The 12,365-nt window shown below is 53.0% G+C and carries 10 protein-coding genes and 1 pseudogene; 6 read left to right on the plus strand and 5 right to left on the minus strand.

Translation table 11 applies throughout. From position 1 onward, the window contains the following. Positions 1 to 17 precede the first annotated feature (17 nt). The 3 genes from PGL02S_RS26025 (at position 18) to PGL02S_RS26035 (ending at position 3,464) form a co-directional block, all read left to right on the plus strand. On the plus strand, positions 18 to 1,022 hold the full coding sequence (locus PGL02S_RS26025) for a polyprenyl synthetase family protein (protein WP_036644097.1): 1,005 nt from the start codon (positions 18 to 20) through the stop codon (positions 1,020 to 1,022). An 85-nt stretch (positions 1,023 to 1,107) separates the two neighbouring features. Then, on the plus strand, positions 1,108 to 2,292 hold the full coding sequence (locus PGL02S_RS26030) for a PCYCGC motif-containing (lipo)protein (RefSeq protein ID WP_051449348.1): 1,185 nt from the start codon (positions 1,108 to 1,110) through the stop codon (positions 2,290 to 2,292). Between the two features lie 326 nt (positions 2,293 to 2,618). Beyond that, positions 2,619 to 3,464: an MORN repeat-containing protein gene (locus PGL02S_RS26035; protein ID WP_228029894.1), complete on the plus strand. Its 846-nt coding sequence runs from the start codon at positions 2,619 to 2,621 to the stop codon at positions 3,462 to 3,464. Positions 3,465 to 3,514: 50 nt separating this feature from the next. On the opposite strand, the gene PGL02S_RS26040 is transcribed toward PGL02S_RS26035, so the two are convergent. The 5 genes from PGL02S_RS26040 to PGL02S_RS26060 are packed head-to-tail and all read right to left on the minus strand — an operon-like array spanning position 3,515 to position 6,942. Beyond that, a complete protein-coding gene (locus tag PGL02S_RS26040) occupies positions 3,515 to 4,306 on the minus strand; it encodes an energy-coupling factor transporter transmembrane component T family protein (RefSeq protein ID WP_036644102.1) in 792 nt (263 codons plus the stop codon). 25 nt (positions 4,307 to 4,331) lie between these two features. Beyond that, positions 4,332 to 5,195 (minus strand): ATP-binding cassette domain-containing protein, encoded by an 864-nt coding sequence (locus PGL02S_RS26045; RefSeq protein WP_036644104.1) that lies wholly within the window; start codon positions 5,193 to 5,195, stop codon positions 4,332 to 4,334. Continuing rightward, positions 5,144 to 6,016, minus strand: a complete 873-nt coding sequence (locus PGL02S_RS26050; protein WP_036644106.1) for an ATP-binding cassette domain-containing protein — start codon at positions 6,014 to 6,016, stop codon at positions 5,144 to 5,146. The genes PGL02S_RS26045 and PGL02S_RS26050 overlap by 52 nt, the downstream gene beginning before the upstream one ends. 16 nt (positions 6,017 to 6,032) lie before the next feature. Then, positions 6,033 to 6,578: a Gx transporter family protein gene (locus PGL02S_RS26055; protein ID WP_036644108.1), complete on the minus strand. Its 546-nt coding sequence runs from the start codon at positions 6,576 to 6,578 to the stop codon at positions 6,033 to 6,035. After that, on the minus strand, positions 6,562 to 6,942 hold the full coding sequence (locus PGL02S_RS26060; protein WP_036644110.1) for a NusG domain II-containing protein: 381 nt from the start codon (positions 6,940 to 6,942) through the stop codon (positions 6,562 to 6,564). The genes PGL02S_RS26055 and PGL02S_RS26060 overlap by 17 nt, the downstream gene beginning before the upstream one ends. A 137-nt stretch (positions 6,943 to 7,079) precedes the next feature. Here PGL02S_RS26060 and PGL02S_RS26065 point away from each other — a divergent pair, with 137 nt between their 5' ends. The 3 genes and pseudogenes from PGL02S_RS26065 to PGL02S_RS26075 form a co-directional block, all read left to right on the plus strand. Further along, a complete protein-coding gene (locus tag PGL02S_RS26065; protein WP_051449349.1) occupies positions 7,080 to 8,147 on the plus strand; it encodes an FAD:protein FMN transferase in 1,068 nt (355 codons plus the stop codon). 22 nt (positions 8,148 to 8,169) lie between these two features. After that, positions 8,170 to 8,919 carry a Crp/Fnr family transcriptional regulator gene (locus PGL02S_RS26070; RefSeq protein ID WP_006207759.1) on the plus strand — a complete coding sequence of 250 codons (750 nt, stop codon included), beginning with the start codon at positions 8,170 to 8,172 and terminating at the stop codon, positions 8,917 to 8,919. Positions 8,920 to 10,800: 1,881 nt separating this feature from the next. Then, positions 10,801 to 12,365 (plus strand): annotated as a pseudogene (locus PGL02S_RS26075) (hypothetical protein); the annotation flags it as partial.

Here is a 12,365-nt window from a genome sequence, read left to right on the forward strand (position 1 = left end):
AAGGAGCGATTATTCAGATGAATATTCATAAACAAATAGGAGTGGATCTCGCTTCCTTCGACCGCCTGCTCCGGGAGGTGGTCACTTCAGACCGTGACCTCTCACCTCCATCCGTTGTGCTGGAGAGCGTCGTGAATCTCATCAACTCCGGCGGCAAGCGGCTGCGGCCGCTGATGGTCATGCTCGGCAGCCGTTTCGGGGTAAGCGGGCATGAGTCCGCCGTCATGAAAACCGCCGTGCTGCTCGAATATTTACACATGGCTTCGCTGGTGCATGATGACATCATCGATCAATCCGATATGCGGCGCGGCATGCCAACCCTGCATGAAACAACGGATGTTCAGACGGCCGTGCACATTGGCAACTACATGATCGCCCGTGCGATCGAGTGGGCTGCTGGCCATCCGGGCGAGGAATCAGACGGGGCCAGCGAAGCTGTCTCCGAGGAGGATGCTTACCGTTTGGCAGAGCTTGCCGCTCTCGTGACGGAGCTCTGTATGGGAGAGTACGACCAGCTGCATCACCGCTTTAACTATGATCTGACGATGGGGCAGTACTTGGAGAAGACACGCTGCAAAACCGCCCTGCTCATGGCTCACTGCCTGAAAGCGGGCGCTGAGGCGGCCAAAGCAGATGCCAGAACCGCTGAATTGCTCTTTCAATTCGGCGAAGCGCTGGGGATGGCGTTTCAGATCCGGGATGACCTGCTTGATTTCACGCAGTCCAAGGAGACCATCGGCAAACCCGCAGGCGCCGATCTGCGCAACGGCAACATTACGCTGCCCGTGATCTATGCCCTGAACGAACCTGCCCTTGCAGCGAAGATCAGGCAGCTCGGCCCAGGCTCAGCGGATGCTGACATGGATGAAGTGATACTCCGCATCGCGGGAAGCAGCGCAACCGAGCAGAGCGAAGAACTTGCACGCTCCTACGCGGAGCAAGCTCAGCTCATGATCGGTGAATTGGCTGATCATCCGGCCCGGTGTGATTTACAGGCTTTGCTCCATTATTTTCTGCCCTAAAGACATGAACTCATATATTCCAACTTGAACAGGGATCGTCCAATACGGGCGCATCCCTGTTCGGTATGAAAGGATGTTCAAGCACATGAATCACAAACAAATATGGAGGTGGAGAGCAGCGCTGATCACCTTCCTGATCCTGCTTGTCGCCGGAGGTTTCATGCTGTTCAAGTCCTCTCCCCTTGCCGATGGGGCTGCAGGCGACACACAGGTGAAATCCATTGCTGTTTTTGCTCTTAAGGGCTGCGGCAGCTGTTCCATAGCACTGGATGCCATGGAACAGCTGGAAGCAGAAACCCCTGCCTACCGCTTCCAGTACTTCAGCATTTCGGAGGATACGGAAGCCGTTAACCGGTACGGGATCATCGAGCATCCAACCATCCTGTTTCTGAACGCTCAGGACGAGGAAGTCGGAAGATTGACGGCAGATATTTCGAGCGAACGGATTATGCGCGAGCTGGAGACCCTCGCCGAAGACCCGGAGCGCGTGAGCCCGGCTCAAAGCACGATTATATCCGCCGTTCCCAGCACCATGCCCAGCGTAACTCTCCATGCCTATGACCCGCACAGCGGTTTATTCACGCCCGTGTCCCAGTATGTTCAGGCGGATACCGCTGTCCGTTATGCCAAGGTCAGTGCCATGACGATGCTGACCCAGCTTGGGGATCTGCTTCCACCTGAACTTGAGAGCGCCATTCCAGCAGGCGTAACCTTCGTGGAGATCCGAACCGAGAATGGGACAACCGTGGTTGAATTATCCACCTCCTTCCGTGATTTTGCCGCCTCGGAGGAAGGACAACGGGCAGAGCAGGCTATCGCTTTGACACTGCATACGTTCGAAGGTGTCCATGGCGTTCAAGTGGTAAGCGGTTCGTATCGGGGGAGCATGCTGCAGGCGAAGGATCTGGCCGGCCGATCGGACGGAAAAAGCGACTATCTGCTGAACCCGGCTCCGCCCCTTCCCCATATAACCAGTGTAAAGGAATACAATGCGGCGATTCTTCACGCCAGCCACTTAGCCTTTATGCCCTGCTTCTGCGGGTGCGGTGATGCCGGCCACAGCAGCAATCTCAATTGCTATTATGCCAGGGGAGACGATGGCCGGCTCACGCCAACCACCCACGCAAAGTTCTGCCAAACCTGCCTCGACATCACGAATATGTATCTGGACGGCAGGCAGCAGGGCCTTGACCTGAAGGACATCCGGCAGTCCGTTGATCAGGCCTATCAGGGGATCGAACCGACGGACACCCCTTTGCCGTTAGATTAATAGGGAGCACAGGGAAACACCTATCTTGCTAGGATAGGTGTTTCCCTGTGCCAGCGAGGGCTGCAAGATGATCTCACCAAAATAATCGTTCAGTCTTCCAATTCATACGTATTATTACCATTTTATAACTTTACGCCTAATATGAATCTAGTCTATGATTTGACTGGGTAAATCATCCATGGATCGTATACATCGGGCAGTGAAAATCGACGGATTCAGAAGAGGGGACTTATTGAAGAGTGTGCAAAAAATACCTGAGTTTTATGACAGTAGCCTTACTATTTCTCTTATTTGCCCATGAAGAGATCAGGGCTTCAAGCCAGAAAATGAATTTGACTATTTCTAACGGAGTAACCTATTACGGGGAATTGAAGAATAACAAGCCCCACGGGAAAGGCACCATGAGATGGGGACCCTACAAAGTGTACAGTGGGGATTGGTACAATGGTCAAAGATCCGGCTTTGGCAAGTACATATCGGATAGAGTCTCTGATCATACGATCATCGTCTATGAAGGTGAATGGAAAAACGATCGTCCGAATGGAAGCGGGATTCGCAAAGAAAGCAACCCCGAACTAGAATTCTATAGCATCTCAAAGGGTCTGTTTCAAGATGATGTCTTTACATCAGGTCATTCCATTGTGCAATCGATCGGCGAGATTTGGTTTGAATATCAAAATGGGAACACCTACTTGGAATTTTCCGTCATGGATAACGAGGATGCTGCTGTAATGCATTCCGAACTGGCAGACGGTACCATTGAAATTCTGAAATATTACAAAAGAATAAAGTCAACGCCTGACTTCAAAGGGTTCGAATATGCAAGGAGCGTAGAGGATTTCGGCAGTTCCTCCAGCGAAGGCATATACAGGCCCGGTGATTATGATCTGATGGAAATCTATACGGGGGTCCATCAATATTACGCTGGCGGGAAGTATTATAGAGCAGAGAATTATAAGAGCGGGAAACTGCTTTCAGCCAAAGACGTACTGGAGAAGGGACAGTTCGATGCGAGCCTCCAAAAGAAAATCAAAGATCATAAACATGTCTTGCTACCCTATCTGAGCGAATTCTCAACACTGTTGAAGGAGATTGAAAATGTCCCGGAGTCAACAGGCTGTCGCAATACCTCCACAAGCATATGCGGTTCCTTTCCGATTAAATTCGAGTAACCAACCGCAGTCCCTTAGGGACTGCGGTTATCTCCATGTTCATGACATACCTACAGCAGTGCAGCAGCGGCCACAGGCAGCAGGAACGCCCCAACAAACAGCGTGTCTGCCCGTTTCCATACGAAGGCCCTGAATCGGCTTCTCGGCGCCCCCAGACGGTATCCTCGCGCTTCCATGGAATCGGCTAGCCCGATAGCGCGGCGGAATGCGCCTGTCGTTACAGGCACCAGCAGGGCAATGATCAGCCGCGCCTTCTCTCTCAGCGGCCGGGACGACAAGTCGAGTCCCCGGGATTGCAGCGCCTTCCACAGCCGTTCCGCCTCCTCGAAGATAGTCGGAATGAACCGAAGCGCAATGCCAAGCATCAGTACCAGGCGATCAGTCGGCAGACCGATACAGGTCAGCGGCTTCAGCAAGCTGCCGAGCCCCTGGGCCAGCTGCTCCGGTTGTGTCGTAAAGGTCAGCACCGCAGCCAGCATGATGAAGAGCGCCATCCGCGATGCGGATACGATGCCTTTTTCCAGTCCGCCCGCATACACCTTGAACGCACCCGCATCCAGCAGCTTGCTGCCCCCTGCATCATACAAAAGATGAAATACCAGAATGAACAACATCAGGAACATAAGCGGCTTCATGGCTCGTATGAAGTAGCGGTACGGAATTCCGGTACCTCGGATCACCGCGAGAGTAAACAGCAGCAGCGCGAGTGCACCCATGTACCCGTCCACCATAAACACGGCCACCATAAACAGCGGCATGGCCGCCATCTTAGCACGGGGATCCAGCCGATGGACCCAGGAATCGCCTTCCATGTATCGCCCCAGAATGATTTTTCGTTTCATGACTGCCCCTCCCTTCGCTTATGCCCTATGATTGTGATTCGAGAAGCCCCGCATACCAGGCCGCCAGGGCTGCTGCATCCGGCAGCATCTCCGGTGTCTCTATTCCCAGCTGCGCTGCAAGAGTACCTGCTATCCGTACCGAAGACGGAGCCATCAGACCCGCCTCCTCCAGTACCTCCTGCTTGTGCACCAGTTCCCGGGCCGTGCCTTGAAAAATAACCCGTCCGCCCTTGATTACCACGAAATCATCCGCATAGGATACAAGCTCCTCCAACCTGTGAGTAACAACGATCACCGTCTTCCCCTCCGCCTTGGTCAACCCATGCAGCCGCTGCATCAGATCCTCGCGGCTCGCAGGATCAAGGGATGCCGTAGGCTCATCCAGGGCCAGGATATCAGGATCAGCCGCCAATACAGCCGCCACGGCCGCCTTCCGCATCTGCCCGGAGCTTAACTTGAAGGGACTCTGTGCCAGCAGTGCCTCATCCAGCCCGACGAAGAAGGCTGCCCGGCGGACCGCTTCGGCGGCTTCCGCTTCACTCCATCCGAAATTAAGCGGCCCGAACAGCAAATCCTTCTCCACCGTATCCTCAAACAGCTGCTGCTCCGGATATTGAAACACCAGCCCCACTCTTTGCCGAAGCTTGGGAGGGATCTTCCTGCTGTCGCCTGATTCAAGGTTGAAATCCAGAATGCGAACCAGCCCCTCATCTGCCCGCATCAATCCGTTCATATGCTGAAGCATCGTGGATTTTCCCGAACCCGGTGCGCCGAGGACAGCAATCATTCGTCCTTCTTCCAGCTCCAGATTCAGCCCGTCCAGTCCAAGAATCGGGGTCATCCCCCGGTCCCGGTAGCGGTAAGATACCTCTTCGAATGATATAACCATAACGCCTCCTGCACCTCCTTCTCCCTGACAAGCTCACCGATATCGATCCCACGCTCTTTCAGCTCCCTGCACAGCTGAAGAGCAAACGGAGCCTTCAGCCTGCACCGCTGGAGCAGGTCCTCTCGCAGAAGCAGCTCCCTCGGACTGCCGTCTGCTGTGACCATTCCGCCATCCAATACGATCAACCGGTCGGCTTCAGCCATCTCCTCCACATCATGGGTGATGGAGATCAGGGTATACCGGCCATCTGCATGCATCGCTCTCATGGAATCCAGCAGCTCGTTCTTGGCCTTCTCATCCAGCATGGAAGCCGCCTCGTCCAGGACCAGTATGGAAGGCTCCATGGCCAGTACAGCAGCAATGGCGGACCGCTGCTTCTGTCCGCCGGACAGGGTTGCCGGATGGCGGTTTAACAGATGGACGATATCCAGCCGTTCCGCATAGGTCTGAATTCGATGCTGCATCTCTTCCCGGCTCAGACACAGATTTTCCAGGCCGAACGCGATATCGTCTTCCACGGTCAGGCCGACAAATTGATCGTCGGGATTGGCGAACACCATGCCGATATGGCGCCGAATGTCGCCCAGCGTACGGCCGCTTTGCTCCAGACCATCGATGAGAATGCGCCCGCGGCTCATGAGAAGCAGGCCGTTTAACAGCCGGATGAGCGTGGACTTCCCGGCCCCGTTCCTTCCGGCGATACAAACCCACTGCCCATGTGGAATAGCCAGCGAGACGTCCTTGAGCACATTCGTGCAGCCTTGTCCATAATACACATGCTCCAACAGGACGGCATGCTTTGATTTATCGATTGTGCCCATGCCCTTCGCCCCCTCCTTAGCTTTCCGCGTGAAACATGCCAAACGGATCAATCCGTCTCAGGGATTCAATCAGATGTTTAGCAGCCCATCCGACAAAAATCCCCGTTACCACCCCTGCCCCGAGCAGGAACGGCAGGTAAAAGTATATTTTCGTTGTACCCAGTACGAGCGAGGCTGCCGTCAATTGGCCAATATTATGAGCTACGCCTCCCGCGATGCTCACGCCGGTCAGACTGAAATTGCTTCCGCCGAGCCGGAGCATGACATACATCACCAGGAAACTGCCCAGAGCCCCAAACATACTGAACATAAAAGTCGAGAAACTTCCGAGTATAAAGGCGGTCAACAAGATTTTTAGAACAATGAGCCACAGGGCATCCTTACCCCCAAGACAGACCAGACAAGTCAGTACGAGAATATTGCCAAGTCCCAGCTTGGCACCGGGTATCGTAACCGCGAACGGAATCAATGCTTCAACGATGCCAAGCACCACCGATAATGAAGCACAAATGGCGATCACGATCAGTTTGCGCAGCGCATAGGGATCAGGAGACAACGGCATCGGGCTCACTTCCTTCAGCTTGATCTCCGGTTACTTCCACAAACACGCGATTGGGCAAGCAGACAATGGTGTCATGGACATCATGGACGTGACCGAAGCCAACGCAGAGCTGGTCCGGACAATCCGACTCAACCATCTCGATTCCCTCGCGCGATATTCTCAGAAGGTTATGCCCCCGCTCTGTGCGGATTTCTATATCCTGCGGTTCCTCCGTAAGTGCCACCGTATCATAATGCTTGCCGTTCACCTCGATCATGGCATAGGTTCCTTTCGCCGTTCCGTCTTCTTCCATAAACCTGGACAATCCAAACCAGGCGACAACGGCTATCAGTACGAGCGCTATTCCAATATCTCCGCGTTTCATCAGCATCTCTCCACTCCGCTTTGCTTATCTTCATTATCAGGCCAACACCAAGTGCCAGAAATGATTTTTCTCACATTCAGCACGATAAGGGTCTGATACGCTGGAATCATCAGAATTGAAGAGGAGGAGGCCCTGCCATGTACCGCACGTTTTTTTCCTTCGGCAGTAAACTGGTCATGTCCGCCATCCTGTTAATAGGTTTGATAGGATGTGCGTCCACAACGGATCGGAAGGAAGCAGCCGTAAGCACTGCACCGGCAACCGAACGTTATTTTATATTCGACACGATTGTAAGCCTGCGTGTTTATGACGAACGGATGACATCCCAGCATTTCGATGAGGTGCGCGGACTGCTGGAGCAAATCGACCAACGAATGAACCGGCTGCTTGCAGGCAGCGAGATTGATCAGGTCAATCAGGCAGCGGGTGCTTCTGCTGTAAGCGTCTCAGAGGAAACCTTCAAGGTTGTTCAAACAGCCGTTGATTACGCCGCAGCTTCTGGCGGGCATTTCGACCCGACCATCGGACCGATCGTCGATCTATGGGGAATAGGCAGCGAGCATGCGGCCGTGCCAGAGGATCGTAAATTGACTGCGGCAATGCAGAAAATTGACTACAAGAATGTGACCTTGGAACCTTCCTCACACGCCATCATGCTGAAGAAAAAAGGCATGTCGCTTGATCTCGGCGCAATCGCCAAGGGCTATGCCGCCGATGTGATCGCGGATTATTTGCAGCAGCAGGATTTCAAATCCGCCATTATCGATCTAGGGGGCAATGTCCTCGCGATGGGTGCAAAACCGAACGGTTCCCCCTGGAATATCGGTATTCAGGACCCCGGGGAACAACGCGGGCAGCACCTGGGCACCCTTGAGGTCGTGAATAAAACCATTGTCACCTCCGGTGTATATGAACGGTTCTTCGAATCTGAGGGAAACGTGTATCACCATATTCTGAGCCCCTTCACCGGCTATCCGGTTGATAATGACCTGCTCAGTGTAACGATTGTGACCGATACGTCCATGGACGCGGACGCCATGTCAACTTCCGTCTTCTCGCTCGGTCTTGCGGAAGGACGGCGGTTCATTGAGAGCCGGGACGATGCTGAGGCTATTTTTGTCACCAAGGACCATCAAATCTATCTCACCTCAGGCCTTACCGAAACATTCAATCGGACCAACGACGATTATCAGCTTGCCGAATAAGCTTACGGAAGGAGAAGATCGTATGAAACAGAATAGGGGCACCAGGTCCGATTCAAGGGATGGAGGGTTGTTTCCTGCGGGCACTTCCCTCGTCTACTCACCGCCGCATCTCGCTTTAATCCGAGAGATTGCGGAGCCTGTCCGATTGTTGGCCGGCGATTATTTATATCAGGAGAACGATCCTGCAGACCAGCTGTATTTTGTTCATCGGGGAAGCTTGAAAGTGTCCAAGCTGCTTGAAGGAGGACTGTCAGCGACATTGTCGCTTCATATCCCCGGCGATCTGTTCGGTGAACCCGACCCGTTCGGGCGAGCCGTCCATCAATTCGAAGCCAAGGCGCTGGAGGATAGCGAGGTTGGGGTAGTACCGCAGACGGAGCTGGATAAAATCATCCGCACCAACGGCGACTTTGCCCTGGAATTCATGGGCTGGATGGCGCTTATGCACCGCACGACACAGAGCAAATTGCGTGATCTGCTGCTGCATGGTAAATCCGGCGCATTATGCTCTCTGCTGCTCCGTCTGTACAATATGTACGGCACGAATGGAGCAGGCAAGGACAGCAGAGCCATAATCAGCAAGCGGATAACGAATCTGGAAATGGCGGAGATGATCGGTTCAACCCGTGAAAGCGTCAATCGCATATTGAACGAGCTCAAGGAACTGGGCGTAATTTCAACCGAACGGGGACGCATTGTTCTGAATGATCCCGAGTATTTGCGAAATATTTGCCACTGCGAGGAATGCCCCAAGGAAATATGCCGAATGTAACAGAATAGCCTGAATGCCAGATTGGCAGCGATACCACCAACAAACCGGCGCTTCCTCGTGAAGCTGCCGGTTTGTTGTCATTGTCATGATAGCGGAATGAAATTTCCACATGAAAACAACGCTAATTAGTGATGTATTCTGACTCTTCCCTCGCACGCTATGATAGAATGGGTCCACAACAGCAGCTAGCAGATCAGAACCTGCCCTATGTATTTCTGATAGCGTTTCCAATTCAATTATGCATAGAAATGAGGTTTTGCCCCATGACGTATCCATTTCAAAATCCGGACCTTCCGCTGGAAGAGAGGGTGAATGGGATCAACCTGAACTGCATAGCAAGAATTCATCAGATGTGCTTATTTCCCGGCTCAATCACCAGATTATTTTGGAAGTATAAGACTTCTAATCATTCGTATGGTTATGAAAGATAAAAGCCGTCATCAATGGCCTGCCTATGAGCGCCAGATACAATCTGGTGGTCTTTTTAGTTTTTGCACTAGGAAGGTTTACATATTTACAAAATACAAAAAACACATTAGATTTCTTCCATCAGTATTTTATTAAAAAATAACCCGTTGGAATTGATCATCAGCGGGTTTTCAAAATTCAATTTTTTAACATATAGATCAACCGATTTGACATACCAGGAAGATGACCGTCATTTGCTAAAACAGTCTTACATAAAATAAGACCCACCCACGCATTCACGTGACAGTAGGTCTTATTTCGAGTTTAGAGGAATTTCATCTATTAGTTCCGACCCCGTATTCTTAACGTTTCCTACTGCAGCAGAAACGGGGTAGGAACGCATTTAAGCTGCAGGGAAAGGAGATAACTGTTCTTGCCCTTACCCTTATGCTGCAGAATATTAAAAGCGACATAGATTAGTCCTGGTGTTCGATCCATTTTTAGGATTTGATAAAAATCTGGCCATCGTTGCATCAAAGTCTGGTTTACCGGTAGTTATATCACACACCACAAATTCTCTGTCCAGAGTCGTTCCTTTACCAGTTGCTCTGGCGGCTGCTTGAGTAATTTGCTGGTATCGGATAACTCACATCATTTTGATGCCGTGTATATAATAACTTGCTCCTCTATATCTAAGATTCCCCTAATACCATCTATTTTCAATTCGGCAATGTGATCCTTTGCAGGTTCATTTAAAATAAGTCCGTGTTAAGAAAGATGAACTGCCTCAATAATACGTGTGGGGAAGTTCTGAATTTGTTGTTCTAGGATGCCAAGCGTCGTATTCGTCACTGGAGAAAATTGCACTCCCTTTTTTATTCAATATGAGGTTGTACAAATATAGAATTTATCAAATGTCGATGAGTCACCTCATACATATTACAAGTAAGATGTTAAAAGCGTGGAGGTGAGAAAAGTCTGAAAAAAATCAAAGCAATCCGGCGCACATGGCCGAATATCAGGCTGATTCAGAAAAAAATCAAACTTAATCGTAGGTTGATTCGGAATTTGAAGCGTGCGTTGTATCAAAACCGAAGGCATGCAGTTTTTAAAAGAAATAGGGATAAAGCAATAAGAAAAAGGAGGTTTTCAAATAAAAGAAAACAATGCAATCTTGTTCGCAATAAAAAATACATTAGAGGACCAATCGGTTTTCCTGGAGCCATCGGAGCAACGGGACCTACAGGTATAAGCGGTCAGCAGGAGGGAATAGGTTCAACTGGGGCACAAGGTACTAGAGGTGCGACAGGTGCGACAGGTGCGACAGGCATTGGACTCAGCGGGATTGTTCTCTTTGATCCTGCTACAAGTGGACTGTATTCCCAAGGACAAGTGGTCACTTATAACGGAAGCACCTATATTGCAAACGTTTCTTCACCTATAGGGATACCATCAGAATCGCCAGATTATTCCTTGATTGCAGAAGCAGGTGTCGGACTCAATGGAGTAATTCCATTTGATCCTGCATTAAGTAATAGTTATCCAGCGGACCAGGTGATTACCTTTAATGGAAGTACTTATTTGACGAATGTTGCCGATCCCGAAGGTTTACCCGGAATGTCTCCAGATTATATGCTACTCGCAGCAAGAGGAGATACGGGCATAACCGGGGCTACTGGTGCAACCGGCGCGACTGGCGTTACCGGAGCCGCGGGCGTTACCGGAGCTACGGGTATAACCGGGCCTACAGGTGCAACGGGAGCTACGGGCACAATTGGGGCCACGGGCGAAACGGGAGCTACGGGCACAACCGGAGCCACAGGTGCTACTGGAGCGACTGGCGTAACGGGAGCTACGGGCATATCGGGAGCTACAGGTGCAACTGGAGCGACTGGCGTAACCGGGGCGACTGGCGTAACGGGAGCCACGGGCGTTACCGGAGCCACGGGCACAACCGGCGCTACTGGCGTTACCGGCGCTACTGGCGTTACCGGCGCTACTGGCGTAACGGGAGCTACGGGCGTAACGGGAGCCACGGGCGTTACCGGAGCTGCGGGCACAATTGGGGCCACGGGCGTAACGGGAGCTACGGGCACAACCGGAGCCACAGGTGCTACTGGAGCGACTGGCGTTACCGGGGCTACTGGCGTAACTGGAGCCACTGGCGTTACCGGAGTGACTGGCGTAACAGGAGCCACGGGCATATCGGGAGCCACTGGTGCAACTGGAGCGACTGGCGTTACGGGAGCTACGGGCTCAACCGGAGCCACGGGCATAACCGGAGCCACGGGCGTAGCCGGCGCCACGGGCGTAACAGGAGTCACGGGCGTAACCGGCGCCACCGGCGTTACGGGAGCTACGGGCTCAACCGGCGCCACGGGCATAACCGGAGCCACGGGCGTTACGGGAGCTACGGGCATATCGGGAGCCACAGGTGCTACTGGAGCCACGGGCGTTACGGGAGCTACGGGCACAACCGGAGCCACGGGCGTTACCGGAGTCACAGGTACAACCGGAGCCACGGGCGTTACGGGAGCTACGGGCTCAACCGGAGCCACGGGCATAACCGGCGCCACGGGCACAACCGGAGCCACGGGCATAACCGGAGCCACGGGCGTAGCCGGAGCCACGGGCGTAGCCGGAGCCACAGGTGCTACTGGAGCCACGGGCGTAACGGGAGCTACGGGCACAACCGGAGCCACGGGCGTTACCGGAGTCACAGGTGCAACTGGAGTGACTGGCGTAACGGGAGCTACGGGCACAACCGGCGCCACGGGCGCTACCGGAGCTACGGGCACAACCGGCGCCACGGGCATAACCGGAGCCACGGGCGTAGCCGGAGCCACAGGTGCTACTGGAGCCACGGGCGTTACCGGAGTCACAGGTGCTACTGGAGTGACTGGCGTAACTGGAGCTACGGGCATATCGGGAGCGACTGGCGTAACAGGAGCTACGGGCGTAACCGGGGCTACTGGCGTAACTGGAGCCACAGGCGTTACCGGAGTGACTGGCGTTACCGGCGCCACTGGCGTTACGGG

Origin of the sequence: Paenibacillus glucanolyticus NBRC 15330 (assembly GCF_004000885.1) — a bacterium.
Classification (GTDB): domain Bacteria; phylum Bacillota; class Bacilli; order Paenibacillales; family Paenibacillaceae; genus Paenibacillus_AQ; species Paenibacillus_AQ glucanolyticus.

Excerpts from the sequence above, each read along its gene's own strand:
- PGL02S_RS26045 (WP_036644104.1), bottom strand. The coding sequence starts at position 5,195 with ATGGTTATATCATTCGAAGAGGTATCTTACCGCTACCGGGACCGGGGG.
- PGL02S_RS26025 (WP_036644097.1), top strand. The coding sequence starts at position 18 with ATGAATATTCATAAACAAATAGGAGTGGATCTCGCTTCCTTCGACCGC.
- PGL02S_RS26030 (WP_051449348.1), top strand. The coding sequence starts at position 1,108 with ATGAATCACAAACAAATATGGAGGTGGAGAGCAGCGCTGATCACCTTC.
- PGL02S_RS26040 (WP_036644102.1), bottom strand. The coding sequence starts at position 4,306 with ATGAAACGAAAAATCATTCTGGGGCGATACATGGAAGGCGATTCCTGG.
- PGL02S_RS26065 (WP_051449349.1), top strand. The coding sequence starts at position 7,080 with ATGTACCGCACGTTTTTTTCCTTCGGCAGTAAACTGGTCATGTCCGCC.
- PGL02S_RS26035 (WP_228029894.1), top strand. The coding sequence starts at position 2,619 with ATGAATTTGACTATTTCTAACGGAGTAACCTATTACGGGGAATTGAAG.
- PGL02S_RS26060 (WP_036644110.1), bottom strand. The coding sequence starts at position 6,942 with ATGAAACGCGGAGATATTGGAATAGCGCTCGTACTGATAGCCGTTGTC.
- PGL02S_RS26050 (WP_036644106.1), bottom strand. The coding sequence starts at position 6,016 with ATGGGCACAATCGATAAATCAAAGCATGCCGTCCTGTTGGAGCATGTG.
- PGL02S_RS26055 (WP_036644108.1), bottom strand. The coding sequence starts at position 6,578 with ATGCCGTTGTCTCCTGATCCCTATGCGCTGCGCAAACTGATCGTGATC.
- PGL02S_RS26070 (WP_006207759.1), top strand. The coding sequence starts at position 8,170 with ATGAAACAGAATAGGGGCACCAGGTCCGATTCAAGGGATGGAGGGTTG.